Here is a 22,746-nt window from a genome sequence, read left to right on the forward strand (position 1 = left end):
ACTCGATGTGGGACAGTCGGATCCGAGCTCACGGTTCACGGTTCGCGGGATTCGCGGGAGGGGACTTCGTGCATGGTGATCTCACCGAGGGGGAAGAGAACCCGCCAACTTGCGGGCCGGGCACCCCGGATTCCGCATGCGCTGCGCAGAGTTGCTGCCGATGCACGCCGTGTGGCGTACGTTGCCTCTGACCACAAAGGGCGCGGTATCGGTTTCGGTATCGGGTGGGAGAGAAGGGGCCGTCGTGCTGAAGGAACGCGTGCTCGAAGTCTGGGTCCACTGGACGGTTTCCGTGGCGTGCCGGGTTCGGGGGAGGGAGCGGGATGCGGGGGCGGGGTTTGTGGAGTATGCGGGGCTGATGATTCTTATTGCGGGGATCTTCGTCCTGATCGACGGCTTGGGCCTCGACGGACAGATCTCCGGAGCGATCCAGGATGCCGTCTCAGACGTGGTCGGCGGCTGAGGGGCGACCTTCTCCGCGACGACACAGGACAGACTCTCCCCATCTACATCTGGTTAACGGCGATTCTGCTTTTCGTCGCACTCGCGTTCTTCGCCTTCGCCCAAGCCGCATCCGCGCGGAACGGCGCGCAATCAGCCGCCGACGCCTCTGCCTTGGCGGCGGCCCAGGATGCCAGGGATGAACTCATGGACGGGCTCGGTCTGTCCATCGGTGAGGGTGACACCTGGCTGGACTGGTTGGCGGGTGACCAATACATAGGCGCCGGTGCCCAGGGCGCGGCGGAGGCGCTGGCTGCCGACAACGATGCGACCGTCACCGTCTCGCCCGCCGAAGTGAACGGCTACCCGGGCTTCCGTGCGGAGATCGAGACCATATACACCGTCGGCGATTCGATCATCCCGGGCACGGAGTCCAAGCGGGCAAAGGCCGACGCCACCGCGATCATCAAGCCGCGTTGCGGTGTCACTCCGTCATCGGACCCCGAGAAATCCGTGGAGTTCAAGTGCGCCGGCGGTGAATTCTTCGAAATCGATCCGGACGACTTCGAACTGGACGATCTCCCGGACGGTTCCGTGCTGTTCTCTGTCCAGCTGGCCGAGTGACAAGTGATCGACGAGAGAAGGAAGCCGTAGCGATGAACATTCGGCGTACCGCGACGACCCGCAGGGCAATGACCGCTGTGGCGATCACGACTGGGCTGGTCTTCACGGTGGCCGGCTGCGGCGGTGGGGACGGCGACGGGGACAAGTCGGAGAAGAAGTCTTCTCCCACCTCGTCCGCTCAGCATGGCGATGGCGGTGACGAGAAGGACAAGGGCGACGACGAGGCGCCGACGACGGACGAGGTGTTGGCCGAAGTCAAGGGCGAGGAGAGCATCACGCTGACGGTCACGTCCGCCGTGCGCGACGAGGGTGGCTTCGTGACGGTCTCCGGAAAGGTGACGAACAACGGCGGCAGGTTCTGGGCGGCGGCCAACTGGCGCGGTGAAGAACGGGAGCTCAACAAGAACGGCTCGTCCGTGGCAGGTGCGAACCTGATCGACAACGCGGGTAAGAAGAAGTACCTCGTACTCCGGGACACCGAGGGACGCTGCCTGTGCACCAAGTTCACGGGAGGCGTCAAGCCGAGTCAGACCGCCGACTGGTACGCGCAGTTCCCCGCCCCGCCAGAAGGAACCACCAAGCTCGACTTCCAAGTGGGAGCCATGCCACCCGCGACCATAGAGCTCTCCGAGGGCGAGTGACCCATGACCCGCCACCTCCGCCGCACCGCCGGCACCGCGGGCACCGCCACCCTCACCGCGCTGGCCCTGCTGCTCGGCCCCGCACCGAGCTGGGCCGACGACGACCCCACCCACCCCCCAGGCACCACCACCACCTCCCCACCCCCCGAAGTCGACTCCAACAGCCCGGGGCTGAAGCTTGCCGACGGGGCCACGCTCGCGCCTGCCAAGGTGCTGGACATCAAATCCGTCGTCGAGGACCTCGGCGGCGAGGAGCGGCGCGAGGACACCAACACGGACGTGAAGTTCGCGTTGCAGGCGGAGGTGCTGTTCCCGAAGGACAGCGCGAAGCTGAATCCGGACGCGAACGCCCGGATCGAGGCGATCGCGGACGAGGCGAAGAACCAGAAGGCCACGGACGTCAGGGTGTTCGGGTTCACGGACAACCTCGGGTCCTACGGCCACGGCAAGAAGCTCTCCCGGGAGCGCGCGGAGGCCGTCCACGACAGGCTCGCGAGCCACCTCGGGCCCGAGGTCACGTACTCCGTACGCGGCTACAGCGAGGACTACCCCATCGCGGACAACGGCTCCGAGGAGGGCCGCAAGAAGAACCGCCGCGTAGAGGTCTCGTTCCCGCGCGGCGCGACAGGGGCGGACGTCCAGCCGGGCCGATAAATGCCAGAATCGCCCCATGAGCGGCAGCAACGGCGAGAACAACAGCAACAGCAACAGCAACAACCCCTACACCACAGGCCCCCGCACCTTCGACGACCTCCTCGCCGAAGCCGAAGCCGCCCCCACCGAAGGGTGGGACTTCTCGTGGTTCGAGGGGAGGGCCACCGAGGCACGGCCCTCGTGGCGGTACGCCGAGGCGATGGCGCGCCGGCTCGCCGGGGCCACGGCGAGCCTCGACATCCAGACCGGCGGCGGCGAGGTGCTGGCCTCCGCCGCCACCCTGCCGCCGCTCGCCGTCGCCACCGAGGGCTGGCCGGCGAACATCGCGAAGGCCACCGCCCTGCTGCACCCGCGCGGCGTCGCCGTCGTCGCCTCGCCCGAGCACGCGCCGCTGCCGTTCGCGGACGGAGCCTTCGACCTCGTCACCAGCCGGCACCCGGTGAAGGCCCACTTCGACGAGATCGCCCGCGTGCTGCGCCCCGGCGGTTCGTACTTCGCCCAGCACGTCGGCCCCGCCAGCGCCTTCGAGGTCGTCGAGTACTTCCTCGGGCCGCAGCCGGAGGAAGTCAGGAACGGCCGGCATCCCGACCTGGAGCGGGCCGAGGCAGAGGCGGCGGGCCTGGAGGTCGTCGACCTGCGGGCGGAGCGGCTGCGGATGGAGTTCCACGACGTCGGCGCGGTCGTCCACTTCCTGCGCAAGGTGGTGTGGATGGTCCCCGGCTTCACCGTGGCGGAGTACCGGCCGCGGCTGCGCGAGCTGCACGACCGTATCCAGGCGGAAGGATCCTTCGTGGCCCACAGCACCCGGCACCTCTTCGACCTCCGCAAGCCGGTACTGTCGATCGGGTAAGTGCGCGGACCAGCGGAGGAGTTGACTGTGCCGAAGGACAGACAGCAGCCGTACGCCTGCGGGCTCGACGCCGCGGTGGACGTCGTCGGCGGCAAGTGGAAGCCCATGATCCTGTGGGCGCTGCACTCGGGCAGGACGCTGCGCTTCGGCGAACTGCGGCGGCACATCGTCGGCGTCAGCGAGAAGATGCTGATCCAGCAGCTGCGCGAGCTGGAGTCCGACGGCATCGTGCACCGCGAGGTCTACCGCGAGGTGCCGCCGAAGGTCGAGTACTCGCTGACCGGACTCGGTCAGTCCCTCAACGAGGCGCTGCTGCCCCTGGGGTTGTGGGGGGACGAGCACATGCAACAGGTGATCGCCAACAAGGCCGGCGCCGGCGACGCGTCGGGCAGTGCGGCTTAGCGGCTCAATCCGGGCAGAACGCCTCAAGGTTCCGTCATGTGCCGTCATGCGCCGTCATGTGCTGTCATGCCTCACTTCGTGACGTACTCCTACGTACAGCCGCGTTTGCCCGACAAATCGAAGCCATGATTCCGCATCGTTATCAATACTGGCTCGATCCACCCCTGAACGTCACGTAAGTTCAGACCAGGGCTAATTCGCGTGCGCAAATCCACGCGGGCGGTGCCGCGCGGTGGAGGGGGCCGCGCGGCACCGCGAGCCGTCACCCGTCGCCGCGCCCGGCACCCCGCACGGCGATCCGCGCACCCCGGCGTACGCCCCACCGGGCCATCGCCCCGGCCTCCGCCTCGATCACGTGCCGGGCCCGCGGCCGCGGCAGCCCGATCCGGTTCGGCCGCATCGTCCGGACGGACAGCACGCGCCAGTCGCGGTCGAGATACGCCACATCAATGGCGAAGCACATCCCCACCGTGTGCACACCGTGCGCCGGAGTCAGCAGGATCGCCCCCGCCACACCCGCCCGCCCGAGCAGCCCCCGCCGCCGCGCCCGCGCCGAGTCCGCGATCTCCAGCGGGATGGCCGGAGTGGGGTGAGGGGGTGCCTCCGTGGAGGGCTCCGCCGGAGTTGCGGGCGGGGGTGTCCGGACCGTCATCGTCGCCGTCGTCGCCACGCCCGCGAAATTAGCGGCTCGGCACTCCGCGGCGTCAAGTACGCGAACCTTCCGGGGGTCCCTCTTGGGGGTGCCGCCGCGCCCGGCCGGAATTCGCCCTCGAACCCGGGATTCCGCCGGTGGAACGGGATCGCGCAGTCGTCGCCCGGTCTCGGAGAGTAGTTGTGTGCCGCTGATGCACCCATCGGCACTTACGAAGGGTTATGGTGGAAACCCCCCCTCGGGCCGGTCCGTCTCCCCCCCACGGACCGGCCCGTTTTTTTGTGCCACGGAACGGCCGGGTCCGGGTGTCGGCGGCCGACCGCAAAAGGCCGCACGGGAAAGATCGACATCCCGTTATCGTCAGGGACATGTCGAACCAATTCCCCCCGCCGCCCGCCCCGCAGCCCGAGCCGCAATCCGGTCCGCAGTCCGGTCTCCCCAGGTACAACGGCCCCGCCCAGGACCCCGGCCACGCGTACGGCCCCGCATACGGCCAGGGATACGGACCCGGCCCCGGCTACGGATACGGTCCGATGGCCCCGCCGCGGATGCCGGGCGTCGTCCGCGCCGCGCAGATAGTCACCTGGGTGCTCGCCGGGCTCACCGTCGTCGGCAGCGTCCTCCTGATCGCCCTGGCCGACCCCCGGACGGCCGGCGCCGCCCTCGGCGCGAACGTCTGTCTCCTGGTCGCGGCCGGCCTGGCCTTCCGCTTCGGCACCGCGGGCCACGGCACCCGCGTCACCTGCATCGTCCTGATGAGCGTGCAGATCCTGTTCGTGCTCAGCGGCGCGGCGTCCGGCAAGCAGGGCGGCCTGATCCCGCTGCTCGGCGCGATCGCCACCGTCGTCCTCCTCTCGCAGAGCGCCGCCGGCGCGTGGTTCAAGCGCCCGCGCGCCTGACCGTGCGCGTGGCCGCACCCCACTGCAAACGCGCGCCGCGACCGAACAGCAAACGGGCAGCCCCGGGCCGGAACCATTCCGGCCCGGGGCTCCTTCGCGTCCGCCCGCCGGATCAGCCCCGGCCGGCCCAGATGTTCGTGCCGGGCGTCGACACCGCGAACGTGTCGATCGCGGTCAGCTCGGCGTCCGTCAGCTTCGGACCCGCGAGCGCCGCCACGTTCTCCTCCAACTGCTTGACGCTGGACGCGCCGATCAGCGCGGACGTCATCCGCTCGTCCCGCAGCACCCAGTTGAGGGCGAGCTGGGCGAGGGACTGGCCGCGGCCGGCCGCGATGTCGTTCAGACCGTTGAGGCGGCGTACGACCTCGTCGTTCAGGAGCTCCGGGTCGAGGGACTTGCCCTGCGTCGCGCGGGACCCCTCCGGGATGCCCTTCAGGTACTTGTTCGTGAGCAGGCCCTGCGCGAGCGGCACGAAGGAGATGCAGCCCATGCCGGCCGCCTCCAGCGTGTCGAGGAGACCGTCCTCCTCGGTCCAGCGGTTGATCATCGAGTACGACGGCTGGTGGATGAGCGCCGGGACACCCATCTCCCGCAGCAGGCGCGCCGCTTCGGCGGTCTGCTCGCTGTTGTACGAGGAGACGCCCACGTAGAGCGCCTTGCCCTGCTGGACGGCCGACGCGAGGGCGCCCATCGTCTCTTCCAGCGGGGTGTCCGGGTCGAAGCGGTGGGAGTAGAAGATGTCCACGTAGTCGAGGCCCATGCGCAAGAGCGACGCGTCCAGGGACGACAGCAGGTACTTGCGGCTGCCCCACTCGCCGTACGGGCCGGGGTGCATGAGGTAGCCGGCCTTGGTCGAGATGACCAGCTCGTCGCGGTACGGGGCGAAGTCCTGCGCGAAGATCTTGCCGAAGTTGAGCTCGGCGGAGCCGGCCGGCGGGCCGTAGTTGTTCGCCAGGTCGAAGTGGGTGACGCCCAGGTCGAAGGCGCGGCGCAGGATCGCGCGCTGTGTCTCGAGGGCCTTGTCGTCGCCGAAGTTGTGCCAGAGGCCGAGCGAGACGGCGGGCAGCTTCAGACCGCTGCGGCCCGTGCGCCGGTACTCCATCGAGTCGTAACGGTCCGGTGCCGCGCGATACGTAGACGTGTCGTTCATGGGCACGAAACTACTTCAGCAGCCTGCGCCCCGACTGTGGAGGGACGCTCGAGCGGCGGTAGGGTGTCGCCCTTGGGGTTGCTCTGTGCGCACCCCTCGAGAACGCCATCTGCTGTCTGCTGGAGGCTGACACACGTGAACCTGCGCGACCTGGTGTACGGACTTTACGCACGCCGGGTGGAAGGCCGCCTCGACCACGACCAGGTGCCCAAGCACATCGGGGTCATCCTGGACGGCAACCGCCGCTGGGCGAAGGCTGCGGGCGGGACCACCGCACAGGGCCACCAGGCGGGCGCACACAAGATCGAGGAGTTCCTCGGCTGGTGCGCCGAGACGGACGTCGAGGTCGTCACGCTGTGGATGCTCTCGACGGACAACTTCGACCGCCCCGACGACGAGCTGAAGCCGCTCCTGGGCATCATCGAGGCCACCGTCCGCTCGCTCGTCGCGGACGGCCGCTGGCGTGTGCACCACGTCGGCGCGCTCGACCTGCTGCCGGCCCACACCCAGATGGTGATGAAGGAAGCCGAGGAGGCGACCCACCACAACAAGGGAATACTGGTCAACGTCGCCGTCGGCTACGGCGGCCGCCAGGAGATCGCCGACGCCGTCCGCTCGCTGCTCCTGGAGCACGCGGCCAACGGCGCGAGCCTGGAGGAGGCCGCGGAGAGCGTCGACATCGACCAGATCTCCAAGCACCTCTACACCAGCGGCCAGCCGGACCCCGATCTGGTGATCCGTACGAGTGGTGAACAGCGCCTGTCCGGCTTCATGCTCTGGCAGTCCGCTCACTCCGAGTACTACTTCTGCGAAGTCTTCTGGCCGGCTTTCCGGAAGGTCGACTTCCTGCGTGCGCTGCGTGATTACGCGGCCCGCCACCGCCGTTACGGCGGTTGACCGGCTCCACCCCTGAGGTCGGGGTAACCCGGAGTTAACCAACGCGTCGTCATATGCCCTGGCATGGCTGCGCTTGTTCGAGGGAATAACCCTGGCAGGTCGACGTCCGATTCACGGATGTCGTATCTCAGCGGACGGCATCGGGCCGTCCGCCCGGGAGGCCCTTTGCACCAGGACGACCGTGTGCGGAACACGGGCGACGTGGAGGGCCGGCGCTCGGCCCACGCATCGTGGCCCGTGCCCGGTCCAGCACCCTCCCGTCGCTCCCCGACCTCATCCGAGGGGGTACGTCCTTCCGTGGTGACCAGCACAAAGCGCCGCATGCCCGACAGGCGCACCTATGTTCTCGACACCAGCGTCCTGCTGGCCGACCCGAACGCCCTGACCCGCTTCGACGAGCACGAAGTCGTGCTGCCCGTCGTCGTGGTGACGGAGCTGGAGGCCAAGCGGCACCATCCGGAGCTCGGCTACTTCGCCCGGCAGGCGCTGCGCCTGCTGGACGACTTCCGTATCCGGCACGGCCGCCTGGACGCCCCGATTCCGATCGGGGACCTGGGCGGCTCGCTGCGCGTCGAGCTCAACCACTCCGATCCCGGCGTGCTCCCGGCCGGCTACCGGTTGGGGGACAACGACTCTCGGATTCTCGCCGTAGCACGCAATCTCCAGGCGGAGGGGTACGACGTCACCGTCGTGTCCAAGGACCTCCCGCTCAGGATCAAGGCCTCGTCGGTGGGGCTGCTCGCCGAGGAGTACCGGGCAGAGCTTGCCATCACGGACTCCGGCTGGACCGGCATGTCGGAACTGACCCTCTCCGGAGAGCAGGTGGACCTCCTCTTCGAGGAGGACCATCTCTACGTACCGGAGGCGGCCGACCTGCCCGTGCACACGGGCCTCACCATCCAGTCGGAGAAGGGCAAGGCCCTGGGCCGCGTCACGGCCGACGGCAACGTGCGGCTCGTCCGCGGCGACCGCGAGGCGTTCGGCCTCAAGGGCCGCAGCGCCGAGCAGCGGGTCGCGCTCGACCTGCTCCTCGACCCGGACGTCGGCATCGTGTCGATGGGCGGCCGCGCCGGCACCGGCAAGTCGGCGCTGGCGCTCTGCGCGGGCCTGGAGGCCGTCCTGGAGCGCAGGCAGCATCAGAAGGTGATGGTCTTCCGGCCGTTGTACGCGGTGGGCGGGCAGGAGCTCGGCTATCTGCCCGGCACCGAGGCCGAGAAGATGGGCCCCTGGGCGCAGGCGGTCTTCGACACGCTCGGTTCGGTGGCCGGCAAGGAGGTCATCGAGGAGGTCACCGCGCGCGGGATGCTCGAAGTGCTGCCGCTCACCCACATCCGGGGGCGGTCGCTGCACGACGCGTTCGTGATCGTGGACGAGGCGCAATCCCTGGAGCGGAACGTCCTCTTGACCGTTCTGTCCAGGATCGGGGCGAACTCCCGTGTCGTCCTGACCCATGACGTGGCCCAGCGCGACAACCTCCGCGTGGGGCGGTACGACGGAGTGGTCGCCGTCGTCGAGAAGCTGAAGGGCCATCCGCTCTTCGCGCACGTCACGCTCACCCGCTCGGAGCGTTCGCAGATCGCGGCGCTGGTGACCGAAATGCTGGAGGACGGCCACATCTGACGCGGTATGCACGGTGGTTGGCGCCGTCCGGCGAAGCGAGCGAGCCTAGCCGGGCGGCGTCTTCGCGTGTGCCTGTTTCCGTAAAACTCCTGGGGCAAACGGGGTGTGAGCTTTCCCACGCAACGGAGAATTGCCTTGCGGCGTCGAGCTGGGGCAGAGTCTCAGTCCTGTCAGGCCCCGCATGCGACACACGTGTACCCCCAGCGGTACGAGACAACAGAACTTCATAGTGACCGTCGCATGCCGCCCGAGCACCACGCGGCGCTCCCCGCACGGGAGTTGTCCACCGGGTCCGTGCCTCCCGTGACCGATCGCAAGCGGAGGCCAGCGCCAGGGGCACGATTGCGTCCGCGAGGTCACCTATGCGGGCGATGCTGGAAGGAAACCGTGTGAGCCGGATTTCGGTCCGGGGATTCGCCGTGGCTTCTGCCACCGCGGTCACCACCGTCGGCGCTGTCGTGGGTGTCGCCTCGGGCGACACCCAGTCCTCGAACACGAACGACATCGAGGCAGCGGCAAGCGACGCGACGCTCCTCGCAGACATACCCGCGGGTCAGCAGGCCCAGGTCCAGACCGCGTCCCTGACGCAGCAGGCCGACGCGCAGGCCATGGCCGCCGACACCGCGGCGAAGAAGACCGCCGCGGAGGAGGCCCGCAAGCAGGCCGCCGCCTCGGCGATCGAGAAGCAGAAGGCCGCGGAGAAGGCCGAGAAGGCGGAGGCGGCCAAGAAGGCCGCCGAGAAGAAGGAGCGTGAGGAGAAGGCCGAGTCCAAGGCCAGCCGCTCCTCCGCCCGCGACGCCTCCAGCTTCACGCCCCAGAGCTCTTACACGGTCGCTCAGGTCCAGGCGATGGCACGGCAGATGGTCCCCGGCGACCAGTTCCAGTGCTTCAGCAACATCGTCAACCACGAGTCCACGTGGAACTACAAGGCGCAGAACGCCTCTTCGGGTGCCTACGGCCTCGTCCAGGCGCTGCCCGGTTCCAAGATGGCCTCGGCGGGCGCCGACTGGCAGACCAACCCGGCCACGCAGATCAAGTGGGGCCTGAACTACATGAACGACCGCTACGGAAGCCCGTGCGGTGCCTGGAGTTTCTGGCAGGCGAACAACTGGTACTAGGCCGCTGTCAGGCCGTGCCGCGCTCAACTTCGTGAGGCCCCTCACCGTCCTACGGTGGGGGGCCTCATCCGTGTACGGTCGGTGCGGACAACTCCAGGGGGGAGTGGTGGGGAAAGACGGGGGAAGAGGACGGATCATGTCGCGAGTGCCAGGATGGTTCGACCGGCTCGGTGCCGGACTGAGCGGGGTGGGCGAGCGGTTGAACGAGCGGCGCGAGAAGAACGCCGACCGGGACACCGACCCCGAGACCGGCGAGCCGGGTGACGTCATCACCGGCGAGCACGAACAGGAGTACGTGCCCCCGCCGCCCGACTACGCGCCCGCGGTGGCGCCCAGACCCGATCCCGCGGCGGCCGTGCCGTGGGGGATGCGGGTCGCGGCCGAGGCCGGCTGGCGCCTCCTCGTCCTCGCGGGCACCCTCTGGGTCCTGATGAAGGTCATCAGCGCGGTGCAGCTGGTGGTGCTCGCCTTCGTGGCGGCCCTGCTGATCACCGCGCTGCTGCAGCCCACGGTGGCCCGGCTCAGGAACCTCGGCCTGCCGCGCGGTCTCGCCACCGCCGTCACCGCGATCCTCGGCTTCGTCATCATGGGCCTGGTCGGCTGGTTCGTGGTCTGGCAGGTCATGGAGAACGCCGACGAACTGTCGCGGCAGGTCCAGGACGGCATCGAGGACCTGCGCAAGTGGCTGCTGAACAGCCCCTTCCACGTGACCGAGGACCAGATCAACGACATCGCCAAGAGCCTGCGCGACGCGGTCGGCGCCAACACGGAGGAGCTCACCTCCGCGGGCCTCGAAGGCGTCACGGTCATCGTCGAGACGCTGACCGGCATCCTGCTCGCGATGTTCTCGACGCTCTTCCTGCTCTACGACGGCAAGCGCATCTGGCAGTGGTTCCTGAAGCTGGTGCCCGCCCAGGCGCGCCCCGGCATCGCCGGCGCGGGACCGCGGGCCTGGCGCACGCTCACCGCCTACGTGCGCGGCACGGTGATAGTGGCCATGATCGACGCCATCTTCATCGGCCTCGGCATCTACTTCCTCGGGGTGCCGATGGCGGTGCCGCTCGCCGTCATCATCTTCCTGGCCTCGTTCGTGCCGCTGGTCGGCGCCGTGGTCTCCGGCGCCCTCGCGGTGGTCGTCGCCCTGGTCACGCAGGGCGTGTTCACGGCCGTGATGGCGCTGGCGGTGGTCCTCGCCGTGCAGCAGATCGAGGGGCACATCCTGCAGCCGTTCATCCTCGGCCGCGCGGTGCGGGTGCATCCGCTTGCGGTGATCCTCTCGGTCGCCGCGGGCGGCATGGTCGCCGGGATCGGCGGGGCGGTCGTGGCGGTGCCGCTGGTGGCCGTCACGAACACGGTCGTCGGCTATCTGCGGGCGTACTCCCGTGAGGCGGCCCTCAAGCAGGCGCCGCAGCCGCGGGGGGCGACGGCGACGGACGCCGCCGCGGCGGAGCCGCCGCAGCAGTGAGCCGTACATACGGAAGCGGGGCCCAGAACCTGTGGTTCTGGGCCCCGCTCCTGTATGGGGTTACGCGAGGTGCGCCTCGGAGTCCAGCGTGACGCCGACGGCCTGGATCACAGCGGCGATCTTGAACGCCTCCTGGATCGTCTCGCGGTCGACACCGGCCTTTCGCAGGACCTGCTCGTGCGAGTCCAGGCACTGGCCGCAGCCGTTGATCGCGGAGACCGCGAGGGACCACAGCTCGAAGTCGACCTTCTCCACGCCCGGGTTGCCGATGACGTTCATCCGCAGACCGGCGCGCATCGTCCCGTACTCCGGGTCGGAGAGCAGGTGACGCGTGCGGTAGAAGACGTTGTTCATCGCCATGACGGCGGCGGCCGACTTGGCGGCCGTGTACGCCTCGGGGGAGAGGTTCGCCTTCGCCTCGGGCTCCAGCTCGCGCAGCACCTGCGGGGAGCGCGACGCGATGGCGCAGGCCAGCACGGTGCCCCACAGCTGCTGCTGCGGCAGGTCGCTGTTGCCGATGACCGAGCCGAGGTTCAGCTTCAGGTCCTTGGCGTAGTCCGGAACGGCGGACTTCAGTTCGTCGAGAGCCATGTCAGCAGTCTCCGTTCACTCGCCCGAGAGGAGCGCGACCGGGTCGAGGGTCTCGTCGCCCTTGCTCCAGTTGCAGGGGCAGAGCTCGTCGGTCTGCAGGGCGTCGAGGACCCGGAGGACCTCCTTGGGGTTACGGCCCACGGAACCGGCGGTCACCATCGTGAACTGGATCTCGTTGTTCTGGTCGACGATGAAGACGGCGCGCTGCGCGAAGCCGTCCTCGCCCTCGATGCCGAGGGCACGCATGAGCTCGTGCTTCGAGTCGGCCAGCATCGGGAAGGGCAGGTCCGTCAGGTCCGGGTGGTCCTTGCGCCAGGCGTGGTGCACGAACTCGGAGTCGCCGGAGAAGCCGAGGATCTGGGCGTCACGGTCGGCGAACTCGTCGTTCAGCTTGCCGAAGGCCGCGATCTCGGTCGGGCACACGAAGGTGAAGTCCTTGGGCCACGCGAAGACGATCTTCCACTTGCCCTCGTAGGTCTTGTGGTTGATCTGCTCGAACTCCGCGCCCTTCTCCAGGGAGACGCAGGCGGTCAGGTCGAACTCGGGGAACTTGTCACCGACAGTGAGCACACATACTCCTTGCAGCGAAGAAATCCCTTTTGGGGAGTTTCCTGTGGGGTTGGACTGAACTCGATGGTGGCACAGGGTGCATTGATTAGGGAAATAGCTAGAGTGGGTCGTGTTGATCGGAGGCGGTTATCAGTGCGAGCCATAAATAGGGGCAAGCAGCCCAGTGGCAGACAGCCCAGCCTGGCGCAGCTCCGCGCCTTCGCCGCCGTGGCCGAGCATCTGCACTTCCGCGATGCCGCCGCGGCGATCGGAATGAGCCAGCCCGCCCTCTCCGGAGCCGTCGCGGCCCTGGAGGAGGCACTGGGTGTCCAGCTCCTGGAGCGCACCACGCGCAAGGTGCTGCTCTCGCCCGCCGGCGAGCGGCTCTCCTCGCGGGTCAGCGCCGTCCTCGGCGAGGTCGAGGCGCTCCTGGAGGAGGCCGACGCCGTCAAGGCGCCGTTCACCGGGGCGCTGCGGCTCGGGGTGATCCCGACCGTGGCGCCGTACCTGCTGCCGACGGTGATCACCCTCGTCCACGAGAAGTATCCGGACCTCGACCTCCAGGTCCACGAGGAGCAGACCTCCTCGCTCATCGAGGGGCTCACGGCCGGACGGCTCGACCTGCTGCTGCTCGCGGTGCCACTCGGGGTGCCGGGCGTCACGGAACTCCCCCTCTTCGACGAGGACTTCGTGCTCGTCACGCCCCTCGATCACTGGCTCGGCGGCCGTGAGGGCATCCCCCGCGAGGCGCTGAAGGAGCTGAACCTGCTGCTTCTGGACGAGGGCCACTGTCTGCGCGATCAGGCCCTCGACATCTGCCGGGAGGCGGGGCGTGCGGACGCGCCCGTCACGACGACCGCCGCCGGGCTGTCGACCCTTGTGCAGCTGGTCGCGGGCGGGCTCGGGGTGACCCTGCTGCCCCGCACGGCTGTGCGGGTCGAGACGACCCGCAGCAATCAGCTGCTGACCGGGTACTTCGCGGATCCGGCGCCGACCCGGAGGATCGCTCTCGCGATGCGGGCGGGGGCGGCGCGGGCCGCCGAGTACGAGGAGTTGGCCTCCGCCTTGCAGGAGGCGGTGCGGCCTCTTCCGGTGCGGGTGGTGTGATTCTGCCGGCCGGTGGGGGCTGGTCGCGCCCACGCGGCGGAGCCGCATATGTGACAGCCCCGCGCCCCTAAAAGCCCCCCGGCGCCCCTCAGAGCCTCCCCGCGCTCCTGAGGGGCACACCCGGACGGGAGTTACTCCGTGCGGAGGCCGTCCGGGCGCATCATGCGGCGTAGGGGTGGCAGGCTCAAGAGGGTTACCGCCGCCACCATCGCCGCGCCCGCGCCCGTCAGGGGGGCGAACGACCACCAGTCGGTGACGCTCTTGCCGATCATGCGGGTCATGACCACGCCGAGGCCCAGGCCGCCGGCGATGGCCAGGGCCAGGCCCAGGGCGACCGGGATAGCTGTCTGCCACAGCAGTGACCACGCCATCGACGAGCGGCGCGTGCCGAACGCGGTGAGGGCGGCCAGCAGGCGCTTGCGTTCGCGGAGTTGCTCGATCATCGACACCAGCATGGACGCGGCGATCAGCGCCATCGTGACGCTCGCGCCGATCTGCAGGCCGCGCGCGATCGACGCGTACTGCTTGTCGCGGTCGACCGCCTTGATCGAGTCCACGCCCAGGAAGGGGCTGATGCGGGCCGCCGCGTTGCGTACGTGCTCCTCGGCGTCCGGCGTCCTCGGGTCCAGCTTGACCCAGGAGGTCGTACTCGCGTCGTCCAGCATCTTGATGTCGACCGCGGCGGGCGTGGCGAGGATGCCGTCGAACCTCGTGCCGGACGGGTTGGGCCGGGCCTTGACGGTGCGTGAGTCCTTCGGCAGCGTCCACAGGACCGGCTTCGCGTCCTTGTCGAAGTCGGGGTCGGGGCCGACGTTGACCGGCTTGCCGGGGCGTGCGGTCGTGTCGACCCAGTCGTTCTGTTCCCGGCTGCCCGTGTGCGAGACGAAGGTGTCGCCGTCCTTGCAGGAGCCGAGATCGGCGAGCTCGCGCAGGGTCGCGCAGGTGCCGATGGTCAGCTCCGTGGTCGGCGTGATGCCGTTCTCCTTCCCGCCGCCGGGCCGGGTGACGTACGCCTGCACGGTGCCGATGACCTTGGTGACGCCCTCGGTCCCGGCGAAGTCGTCGATCATCCGCTGGGCGAGGGGGCCGCTGCCGGTCATGCTGCGGACCGTCAGCTGGGCGCGCTTCGGGTCCTGCCCGGTGAGCTGGTTGAACTCGTCGTGCATGGACGCGAACATCATCTGCAGCGCCACCGCGCCGGCCACCGCGACGGTGATCCCGCTGACCGCGCGGGACGCCGTGCCCGACGTCAGCTGCAGCCTGCGGACGGCGAGCTGCCAGGGCACGGGGCCGCCGCGCAGCCGTCCCACGACCGCCTCGACGAGCCAGGGAAGCAGCGCGCTGAGCCCGATCAGGGCGAGCGCCGAACCCACCGCGATCGCCGTCACGTTGACGGCTTCGTTGCCCATGTCGGCGTCGATGCGGCCGGAGAGGAGCAGGATGGCGATGCCGGCGGCCGGCAGGACCACCCGCCACCACAGACGGCGCTTGCGCTGCTTGCCGCCCCTGACCACGCCGAGCGGCTCGATGGCGACGGAGCGCAGTGAAATCAGCGTCACCAGGACCGCCGAGACCGGCACGGCCACCGCGACCAGTGCGAGCAGTGCAGGCTCCGGCGCGAGGTCCGACGGGTAGGCGCTGACGTTCGTCAGGTCGACGACGCCCACGAGCTGGCGCAGGAGCAGGAAGAGGACACCGCCCGCGGCGAGCCCGAGGAGCGCCCCGAACAGGGCCTCGCCCGCGGCGATCCTGCGCACCGAGCGGGCGCTCGCGCCGACCAGGCGGAGCGCGGCGAGCCGCCGGTCGCGCCGGTCGCCGCCGAACCGGACCGCGGTGCCGATGAAGATCGCCACCGGGGTGAGCAGGACGACGCAGATCAGCACGACGAGCGCCATCAGGAACGGGTCGAGGGGAAGGGAGTCGTCCTGGCCGAAGCGTGCGACGCGGTGGGCGCCCTGCGCGGAGGTGAGCGGGTCGGCGCCCACGTAGTAGTAGAGCTCGAGCGGTGACATGAGTCCCGCCTCGCCGACGGTGCCGACCTGGCGGTACTTGCTGAAACGCTCCTTGAGGAGGGCGTTCGCGGGGTCGTCGAGCAGGTCGCGCAGGGCGGGTGAGACGACCATCTCGCCGGGGCGCGGCATCCTGTCGAGCCCCGGCGGCAGCACCGGGTGGTCGCCGTCGGCCTTCAGGAACCTGCCGGTCGCGGTGCGGCCGTGGAACTCGGTGCCGGTGTCGCGCACCATGATCGTCGTGTCGTCGGCCTGCGGCGGCTTGCCGTCCATCGAGGCGTGCGGCGTGCGGGCGACCGACCGGTCGTCGCGGTTCTGCAGCATGTTCGGCACCGAGGCCGCGCCGAGCAGCAGGGCGACGCCGAGGCCGACGCCGACGGCGGTGAGGATCGTACGGGTCCAGCCCTCGCGGCCGCCGCCCGCCGCGAACCGTATGCCCATGCCCAGGTCACGGATCCAGGCACTCATACGATCCGCTCCATGTCGCGGGACTTGCCGTCGCGCACGACGATCTCGCGGTCGGAGTAGGCGGCGACGCGGGTCTCGTGGGTGACGAGGACGACGGCGGCGTTGGACGAGCGGGCCGCGTCGGTGAGGAGTTCCATGACGCGCTCGCCGTTGAGCGAGTCGAGGGCGCCGGTCGGCTCGTCGGCGAAGATCACGCGCGGTCCTGTGGCGAGCGCGCGGGCCACGGCGACGCGTTGGCCCTGACCGCCGGAGACCTCGCCGGGGCGCTTGGCGGCGACGTCGTCGACCTCCAGGCGCTCCATCCAGGAGCGGGCGGTGGCCTCGGCGGCCTTGCGCTTCGCGCCGTTCAGCCGGAGCGGGAGCGCGACGTTCTCGACGCAGGTGAGCTCGGGGACGAGCTGGCCGAACTGGAAGACGAAGCCGAACTCGGTGCGGCGCAGCTCGCTCAGCTCGGCGTCCGAGAGTCCGGTCAGCGAGCGGCCGTCGTACGTGATGGAGCCCTCGTCGGGGCGGACGATCCCGGCGAGACAGTGCAGCAGGGTCGACTTTCCGGAGCCGGAGGGACCCATGACGGCGACGACCTCGCCGGGGTGGATGGAGAAGCCCGCGCCGTCGAGCGCGGTGGTCGGGCCGTACGCCTTGCGGAGTCCGTGGGCCACGAGAAGGGAACCTGCGGGGGTCATGCGGAGCGCACCTCCTGGGCGAGCCTGCCGAGACGCGCGGCGGTCAGTTCGAGCCAGCGCAGATCGGCTTCGAGGTGGAACAGCGCGTGGTCGCAGATGAGCTGGTCGGCGAGGTCGCCCTTGCGCTTGCGGTCGGTGAGGATGCGCATCAGGCGCAGGTGTTCGGCGCGCTGTACGTCGAGGAGTTCGGCGGCGTCGCGGTCGGTGAGGAGCGCGAGGACGACCTTGGTGTAGAGGGTCGACTGGAGGTAGGGCTCCGGCTTCTCCGGGGTGGCGAGCCACCGCTGGACATCGGTGATGCCGGCCTCGGTGATCGCGTAGCGCTTGCGCTCCGGGCCGCCGCCCGCCTCTATGCCGTCGACCTCGACGAGGCCGTTCTTCAGCAGGCGGGACATGGTCGAGTAGACCTGCCCGTAGTGCAGGGGCTTGTCGTGCCCGAACTTCTCGTCGAAGGCGCGCTTGAGGTCGTAGCCGTGCCGGGGGCCGGACTCCAGAAGTCCCAGAAGGGTGTGGCCAATGGACATGCGGAGCACTGTACACGGTGTGTATACGTGCGGTGTATACGCCCAGTGCAGAGGTCATTTGTGCGACACGTGGGCAACCATCCGGGGTCCGTGGACGTCGGTTCCTAAGGGGCAGGTGCTCATTGTCACGTCCGCAAAAGACCGGATCGGCAGGAGTTTGTCCCAGGGTGCGGTGTTAGCTTCATGAGCTGACTCGACGTACGCATGTGGACTAGACGGAAGCGGAGCACTCTCAGTCATGGGCCGAGCCGAAGAACGACAAGCGCGGCAGCGCGGTGCCCGCCGGGCAGCGCGCGGGCGCCCGTCCGGCGGGGGCAAGCCCAAGCGCACCGGCATACGCCGCTTTTTCACCTGGAAGAAGATCCTGGGGACGTTCTTCGGGTTCATCCTGCTCGGCATGGGCGCCTTCGTCGTGCTCTACCTGGTGATCGACATACCCGAGGGAAATGCCGCGGCGAAGAGGCAGAGCAACGTCTACAAGTACAGCGACGGGACGATCCTGGCGAGGGACGGCAAGGTCAACCGCGAGATCGTCGACCTCGACAAGGTGCCCGAGGAGGTCCAGAAGACCTTCGTCGCCGCCGAGAACAAGTCCTTCTACAAGGACCAGGGCGTCGACTTCAAGGGCACGGCGCGCGGCGTCCTCAACACGCTGACCGGCAAGGGCAAGCAGGGTGGCTCGACGATCACCCAGCAGTACGTGAAGAACTACTACCTCACGCAGGACCAGACGGTCAGCCGCAAGCTGAAGGAACTGGTCATCTCGCTGAAGGTGGACCGCGAGAAGAGCAAGGACGACATCCTCGCGGGCTACATCAACACCAGCTACTACGGCCGCGACGCCTACGGCATCCAGGCCGCCGCCCAGGCCTACTACGGCGTCGACGCCAAGAAGCTGAAGGTCGACCAGGGCGCCTACCTCGCCGCCCTGCTCCAGGCCCCCAGTCAGTACGACTGGCAGGCCGCGAGCCCGACCGGCAGGAAGCTCGTCAAGGCCCGCTGGAACTACGTCCTCGACAACATGGTCGAGGAGGGCTGGCTGGACTCCGGCAAGCGCGAGGGGATGAAGTTCCCCGTGCCGGACGACCCCAAGGCGCCGCCCGGCCGTGAGGGCCAGATCGGCTACCTCGTGGAGGAGGCCAAGCGGGAGGTCCTGCGCAACAGCGGCCTCAGCGAGGCCGAGTTCGCGGCCGGCGGTTACACGATCACGCTGAACATCGACCCCAAGAAGCAGAAGCAGCTCGAGAAGGCCGTCGACAAGAAGCTGAACGACCGGCTCGACCGCAAGAACAACAAGGCGGACGCGCGGGTGCAGGCGGGCGCCGCATCCGTCGACCCCAAGACGGGCAAGGTCCTCGCCATGTACGGCGGCGTGGACTACGTGAAGCACTACACGAACAACGCCACCCGCCGCGACTACCAGTCGGCCTCCACCTTCAAGCCGCTGATTCTCGCCGCGGCCCTGGAGAACGGCGCCAGGACGCAGGAAGGCCTGCCGATCACCGCGAGCACCGTCTACGACGGCACCAGTAAGCGGCCGGTCAAGGGCGGCGACGTCGCCTTCGCGCCGCCCAACGAGGACGACGTCGACTACGGACCCGTCACCGTCCAGAAGGCGATGAACAAGTCCGTCAACTCCGTCTTCGCGCAGATGGGCGTGGACGTGGGCATGCCCAAGGTCATGGAGACGGCGGGTGAGCTCGGCATGGACGTCAAGGGACTGCCCGCCGTGCCCGCCCAGACCCTCGGCTCCATGGGCGCGAGCCCGCTGGAGATGGCCGGCGTCTACGCCACCCTCGACAACCACGGCAAGAAGGTCACCCCGGCCCTGGTCGGCTCCATCGAGCACAAGGACCGCACGGTCGACCTGCCGGACCCGATCGGCGACCAGGTCGTCCAGCGCGGCACCGCCGACTCGGTCACCTCGGTCCTGACCGGCGTGGTCGACGACGGCACGGGCGGCGCGGTGCGCCACCCGGTGCAGGACGTGGCCGGCAAGACCGGTACTTCCGACGACAACAAGTCGGCCTGGTTCACCGGCTACACGCCCAAGCTCGTCACCTCGGTGGGCCTCTTCGGCGAGGGGGCGGTCGGCACCAAGGAGCAGGGCAACCAGGTGTCGATGAAGGGCGCCGGCGGCCGTGCGCGCGTCGACGGCGGCAGCTTCCCCGCCGACATCTGGGCGGCCTACACCTTCGACGCCATGGGCTCCCCCAGCTCGTTCGACCTCGACACGAACATGGGCGCGGCCATCGCGCCGGTCCCCGACCCGACGTCGAAGGCCCCGAAGGAGCCGTCGAGCACGCCGAGCGAGCCCGAGGACGACGACGAGCCGACGAAGAAGCCGTCGAAGACGCCGAGCCCGTCGGAGTCGTCGACGACGCCGACGCCGACTCCCACGCCGACCAAGACGACTCCGACGCCGACGGACGAGCCGGACCCGTCGAGCTCCATCACGATCCCCGAGGATCCGGAGGACGGCAGGCCCGGCAGGGACTGACCCACGTACACCCGCATGCACCCGCGTGCACGAGAGGCGCCCCGGACCGACACGGTCCGGGGCGCCTCTCGTGTGTACGAGCGTCGGGGCTCAGTTCCGGTTCAGCTCGAACCAGACGACCTTGCCCGTGCTCAGCCGCGTGGCGCCCCAGCGCCGCGCCATCTTGTTGACCAGGTACAGGCCGCGGCCGCCCTCGTCCGTGGCGCGGGCGTTGCGCAGGCGGGGCAGTTGCGGCACGTCGTCGCCGACCTCGCAGCGCAGCACGTCGGTGCGGAGCAGCCGGAGCGTGATCGGCCGGGACGCGTACCGCACGGCGTTCGTCACGACCTCGCTGACGAGGAGCTCCACCGAGTCGGTCATCTCTTCCAGGCCCCAGCGCACCAGCGCGCTGCGGGCGAGGCGGCGGGCGCGGGACGGCGTCGCGTTCTCCGGTTCAAGGAACCAGTACGCGACGTCGCTCGGCGCGATCCCGTCGAAGCGGGCGGCGAGCAGCGCGATGTCGTCGTCCCGGTCGCCCGGGCCGAGCATGTCGAGCACCTCGTCGCAGAGCGCCTCCAGGGGCGGCGGGTGGTCGGGGCCCGTCAACTGGGCGGTGGCGGCGAGCCGTTCGCGCAGTTGCTCTATGCCGGTCCACACGTCGCGCAGGCGGGACTCGACGAGGCCGTCCGTGTAGAGGAGCAGCGTCGCGCCCGCGGGGGCGTCCAGCTCCACGGCCTCGAAGTCGACGCCGCCCACGCCGATGGGGGCGCCCGGCGGCACCCGGAGCACCTCGGCGCGGCCGCCCAGGTGGAGCAGGACGGGCGGCGGGTGGCCGGCGTTGGCGATGGTGATGCGGTGCGAGACCGGGTCGTACACCGCGTACAGGCAGGTCGCCATGCGGTCGGAGCCGAGCCGCTGGGCCTGCTCGTCGAGGTGGTGCAGGACCTCCTGGGGCGGCAGGTCGAGCCCGGCGAGGGTCTGCGCGGTCGTCCGCAGCTGGCCCATGATCGCCGCCGAGGTCATGGAGTGCCCCATGACGTCGCCCACGACCAGCGCGACGCGGCTGCCGGGCAGCGGGATCGCGTCGTACCAGTCACCGCCGACCCGGGCGGTCTCCGCCGCCGGGAGGTAGCGCGAGGCGAGCCGCACGCCGGTCGGGCGGGGCAGCGTCTCGGGCAGCATGGTGCGCTGCAGTTCGTCGGCGATGTACGCCTCGCGGCCGTACAGGACGGCCTTGTCGATGCCGAGCGCGCTGTGCGTGGCCAGCTGCGCGGCGACGAGGAGGTCGTCCGCCTCGAACGCGGGCCGGTCGGGGCGGCGCAGGAACACGGCCGCGCCGATCACCCGGCGGCGGCCCCGCAGCGGCGCGAGGATGCCCCGCTGCCCGCCCGGCAGGGTGCGCCCCTCGCCGAGCAGTTCGGGCAGCGCGGCCTGGGCGGCGGCCGAGTCCGCGAAGACGGGCCGCACCCCGCGAAGGACCTCGGCGAGCGCGCCGCCCGGCCGCACCTCGCACAGCTCGGCGCTGCCCATCACGTCGGTGATGTCGTTCTGCACCACCTGGAGCGCGGGCAGCGTGGTGCCGCCGCTCTCGGTGTCCGGGTCCTCGGCGCCCTCCTCGATGGAGCGCAGCCGGTCGGAGCGGCGCAGCCGGAGGACCAGCGGGCCGGTGGGCCGCTCGTCGCCGACGGGCAGCGGGTCGCGCAGATAGACCAGGATCGCGTCGGAGAACGTCGGCACCGTCGCCCGGCACAGACCCATCACGATCTCGTCGAGGTCGATGCCGCGCGCGATGCGCCGGGTCGCGGCGCCCACGAAGCGCAGCCGGTCACCGTCGCGCCGCATCGCCACCGGGCCGGAGCCCGCGGGCCGCGGCTGCCCGGAGCGCCGCTCCTCGCCGTCCGGCGGGCCGGTGGGCCCGGCCGGCGCGGGGCCCGGCTGCGTCGGCACGCCGCCCTCGGGCGCGGGGCGCGGCCGGTGCGGGTCGGGTTCGGCGGCCGAGGGCTGGGAGTGCTCGCCGGACGGCGGCACGTGGGCGCCCGAGGACGCGTCACCCATGGGCTCGGGGGAACGCAGCAGCGCCCCGCGGGGATCCGCGGGGGCGGTCGGCCGGGCAGCTGGTGCCTTGCGACCCTCGTGGGGGGTGAGGTGCTCCGTCACGCGTTTCGAATCCGTCCGTCCGGGGCTGCGCGGGCGTGCGCGCCGTCCAGCGTTGCACGTTGCTCAGCCGCGTCGGCAGTGCAGGAAGATCTGGTGCTCGGGTGGGGCGTCGGTGCTCGCGGGGGCGTACGAGTACGTGTCCTCGCCGGTGATCTCGAAGCCCGCGTCACGTACGACCTGCCGCAGTTCGTCCCGCAGGTAACCCGATACCCGGATCGTGTGCCCCAGGAACGGAATCGCCGCGTCGTCCAGGTCGGCCTCGACCATGGACAGCTCCATCAGGCCTCCCGGCAGCAGCAGCCCGTGCAGCAGCCGCAGCGCCTCGGGGATCTCGGCGCGCGGCAGCATGAGGAGGGCGAAGAAGCACGCGACGGCGTCGAACCGGCCGACTCCGCCCGGGCCCTCGGCCCGCAGGTCGGCGATGTCGACTTGCCGGAACTCGGCCGCCGGGACGTTCTTTCCCGCCAGCTCCAGCATGCCCGCCGAGATGTCCGTGCCGAGCACCGAGTGGCCGGATTCAGCCAGCTGCCGGGCGGTCGGCAGGCCGGTGCCGCAGCCCACGTCGAGGACCCGGGAGCCGGGTGCGAGCGCCGCGGCGAGGCGGCGGCCCGCGGCCAGCTGGCCCTCCTTGTGCGGGAAGGCCGCGTCGTACTGCTGCCCGATGGCGTCAAAGGCCTCGGCCTGGCCCCTGCGGTCCTCGCTCACGTTCTGCCGCCCCTCGATGACTTCCTGTCAGGCACCGCGCAGACCCACGGAGTTACTGCTG

Annotated in this window: 22 protein-coding genes; 13 read left to right on the forward strand and 9 right to left on the reverse strand. The window is 70.0% G+C overall.

Annotation, left to right across the window (positions count from 1 at the left end):
• Nucleotides 1-244 precede the first annotated feature (244 nt).
• Genes ACI2L3_RS36285 through ACI2L3_RS36310 form a run of 6 tightly spaced genes read left to right on the forward strand, consistent with a single transcriptional unit; the run spans nucleotide 245 to nucleotide 3,612 of the window.
• Nucleotides 245-463, forward strand: coding sequence for a hypothetical protein (locus ACI2L3_RS36285; protein WP_404756726.1), 219 nt, complete (start codon nucleotides 245-247; stop codon nucleotides 461-463).
• Nucleotides 460-1,065 (forward strand): pilus assembly protein TadG-related protein, encoded by a 606-nt coding sequence (locus tag ACI2L3_RS36290; protein ID WP_404756724.1) that lies wholly within the window; start codon nucleotides 460-462, stop codon nucleotides 1,063-1,065. Before ACI2L3_RS36285 ends, ACI2L3_RS36290 begins: the two co-directional genes overlap by 4 nt.
• 32 nt (nucleotides 1,066-1,097) lie before the next feature.
• Entirely contained in the window at nucleotides 1,098-1,706 is a 609-nt protein-coding gene (locus ACI2L3_RS36295; RefSeq protein WP_404756697.1) for a hypothetical protein, read from the forward strand.
• Nucleotides 1,707-1,709: 3 nt separating this feature from the next.
• Nucleotides 1,710-2,360: an OmpA family protein gene (locus ACI2L3_RS36300; protein WP_404756698.1), complete on the forward strand. Its 651-nt coding sequence runs from the start codon at nucleotides 1,710-1,712 to the stop codon at nucleotides 2,358-2,360.
• A gap of 16 nt (nucleotides 2,361-2,376) precedes the next feature.
• On the forward strand, nucleotides 2,377-3,210 hold the full coding sequence (locus tag ACI2L3_RS36305; RefSeq protein WP_404756699.1) for a methyltransferase domain-containing protein: 834 nt from the start codon (nucleotides 2,377-2,379) through the stop codon (nucleotides 3,208-3,210).
• 27 nt (nucleotides 3,211-3,237) lie between these two features.
• On the forward strand, nucleotides 3,238-3,612 hold the full coding sequence (locus ACI2L3_RS36310; protein WP_404756700.1) for a winged helix-turn-helix transcriptional regulator: 375 nt from the start codon (nucleotides 3,238-3,240) through the stop codon (nucleotides 3,610-3,612).
• Between the two features lie 262 nt (nucleotides 3,613-3,874).
• On the opposite strand, the gene ACI2L3_RS36315 is transcribed toward ACI2L3_RS36310, so the two are convergent.
• Nucleotides 3,875-4,264, reverse strand: a complete 390-nt coding sequence (locus ACI2L3_RS36315; RefSeq protein ID WP_404756725.1) for a DUF192 domain-containing protein — start codon at nucleotides 4,262-4,264, stop codon at nucleotides 3,875-3,877.
• 368 nt (nucleotides 4,265-4,632) lie between these two features.
• Here ACI2L3_RS36315 and ACI2L3_RS36320 point away from each other — a divergent pair, with 368 nt between their 5' ends.
• Nucleotides 4,633-5,163, forward strand: a complete 531-nt coding sequence (locus ACI2L3_RS36320; protein ID WP_404756701.1) for a hypothetical protein — start codon at nucleotides 4,633-4,635, stop codon at nucleotides 5,161-5,163.
• 112 nt (nucleotides 5,164-5,275) lie between these two features.
• Here the strand turns inward: ACI2L3_RS36320 and mgrA are convergent, their stop codons facing one another.
• Nucleotides 5,276-6,313, reverse strand: a complete 1,038-nt coding sequence (gene mgrA / locus ACI2L3_RS36325; protein ID WP_404756702.1) for an L-glyceraldehyde 3-phosphate reductase — start codon at nucleotides 6,311-6,313, stop codon at nucleotides 5,276-5,278.
• 135 nt (nucleotides 6,314-6,448) lie between these two features.
• Between mgrA and ACI2L3_RS36330 the strand changes: the two genes are divergently transcribed.
• The 4 genes from ACI2L3_RS36330 to ACI2L3_RS36345 all read left to right on the forward strand — a co-directional run bounded on the left by ACI2L3_RS36330 (nucleotide 6,449) and on the right by ACI2L3_RS36345 (nucleotide 11,413).
• A complete protein-coding gene (locus ACI2L3_RS36330; protein ID WP_398300714.1) occupies nucleotides 6,449-7,210 on the forward strand; it encodes an isoprenyl transferase in 762 nt (253 codons plus the stop codon).
• 297 nt (nucleotides 7,211-7,507) lie between these two features.
• Entirely contained in the window at nucleotides 7,508-8,830 is a 1,323-nt protein-coding gene (locus ACI2L3_RS36335) for a PhoH family protein (protein ID WP_404756703.1), read from the forward strand.
• A gap of 371 nt (nucleotides 8,831-9,201) precedes the next feature.
• Nucleotides 9,202-9,948, forward strand: coding sequence for a lytic transglycosylase domain-containing protein (locus ACI2L3_RS36340; protein WP_404756704.1), 747 nt, complete (start codon nucleotides 9,202-9,204; stop codon nucleotides 9,946-9,948).
• Nucleotides 9,949-10,084: 136 nt separating this feature from the next.
• Nucleotides 10,085-11,413: an AI-2E family transporter gene (locus ACI2L3_RS36345; protein WP_404756705.1), complete on the forward strand. Its 1,329-nt coding sequence runs from the start codon at nucleotides 10,085-10,087 to the stop codon at nucleotides 11,411-11,413.
• Between the two features lie 60 nt (nucleotides 11,414-11,473).
• Here ACI2L3_RS36345 and ACI2L3_RS36350 read toward each other — a convergent pair whose 3' ends face one another.
• Nucleotides 11,474-12,004 (reverse strand): alkyl hydroperoxide reductase, encoded by a 531-nt coding sequence (locus ACI2L3_RS36350; protein ID WP_404756706.1) that lies wholly within the window; start codon nucleotides 12,002-12,004, stop codon nucleotides 11,474-11,476.
• Between the two features lie 15 nt (nucleotides 12,005-12,019).
• Nucleotides 12,020-12,574, reverse strand: coding sequence for a peroxiredoxin (locus tag ACI2L3_RS36355; RefSeq protein WP_127909977.1), 555 nt, complete (start codon nucleotides 12,572-12,574; stop codon nucleotides 12,020-12,022).
• 132 nt (nucleotides 12,575-12,706) lie between these two features.
• Between ACI2L3_RS36355 and ACI2L3_RS36360 the strand changes: the two genes are divergently transcribed.
• Entirely contained in the window at nucleotides 12,707-13,660 is a 954-nt protein-coding gene (locus ACI2L3_RS36360) for a LysR substrate-binding domain-containing protein (protein WP_404756707.1), read from the forward strand.
• A gap of 131 nt (nucleotides 13,661-13,791) precedes the next feature.
• On the opposite strand, the gene ACI2L3_RS36365 is transcribed toward ACI2L3_RS36360, so the two are convergent.
• Genes ACI2L3_RS36365 through ACI2L3_RS36375 form a run of 3 tightly spaced genes read right to left on the reverse strand, consistent with a single transcriptional unit; the run spans nucleotide 13,792 to nucleotide 17,344 of the window.
• Nucleotides 13,792-16,137, reverse strand: a complete 2,346-nt coding sequence (locus ACI2L3_RS36365; RefSeq protein WP_404756708.1) for an FtsX-like permease family protein — start codon at nucleotides 16,135-16,137, stop codon at nucleotides 13,792-13,794.
• Nucleotides 16,134-16,820 carry an ABC transporter ATP-binding protein gene (locus ACI2L3_RS36370; protein WP_404756709.1) on the reverse strand — a complete coding sequence of 229 codons (687 nt, stop codon included), beginning with the start codon at nucleotides 16,818-16,820 and terminating at the stop codon, nucleotides 16,134-16,136. Before ACI2L3_RS36370 ends, ACI2L3_RS36365 begins: the two co-directional genes overlap by 4 nt.
• Nucleotides 16,817-17,344, reverse strand: a complete 528-nt coding sequence (locus ACI2L3_RS36375; protein WP_404756710.1) for a PadR family transcriptional regulator — start codon at nucleotides 17,342-17,344, stop codon at nucleotides 16,817-16,819. The genes ACI2L3_RS36370 and ACI2L3_RS36375 overlap by 4 nt, the downstream gene beginning before the upstream one ends.
• Before the next feature lie 238 nt (nucleotides 17,345-17,582).
• Between ACI2L3_RS36375 and ACI2L3_RS36380 the strand changes: the two genes are divergently transcribed.
• Nucleotides 17,583-19,844, forward strand: coding sequence for a transglycosylase domain-containing protein (locus ACI2L3_RS36380; protein ID WP_404756711.1), 2,262 nt, complete (start codon nucleotides 17,583-17,585; stop codon nucleotides 19,842-19,844).
• A 90-nt stretch (nucleotides 19,845-19,934) separates the two neighbouring features.
• On the opposite strand, the gene ACI2L3_RS36385 is transcribed toward ACI2L3_RS36380, so the two are convergent.
• Both ACI2L3_RS36385 and ACI2L3_RS36390 read right to left on the reverse strand, forming a co-directional pair.
• Nucleotides 19,935-21,980: a SpoIIE family protein phosphatase gene (locus ACI2L3_RS36385; RefSeq protein ID WP_404756712.1), complete on the reverse strand. Its 2,046-nt coding sequence runs from the start codon at nucleotides 21,978-21,980 to the stop codon at nucleotides 19,935-19,937.
• Between the two features lie 63 nt (nucleotides 21,981-22,043).
• Nucleotides 22,044-22,685, reverse strand: coding sequence for a class I SAM-dependent methyltransferase (locus ACI2L3_RS36390; protein WP_404756713.1), 642 nt, complete (start codon nucleotides 22,683-22,685; stop codon nucleotides 22,044-22,046).
• Nucleotides 22,686-22,746 lie beyond the last annotated feature (61 nt).

This window comes from Streptomyces sp. NPDC029674, from assembly GCF_044903205.1.
In the GTDB taxonomy this organism is placed as follows: Bacteria; Actinomycetota; Actinomycetes; order Streptomycetales; family Streptomycetaceae; genus Streptomyces.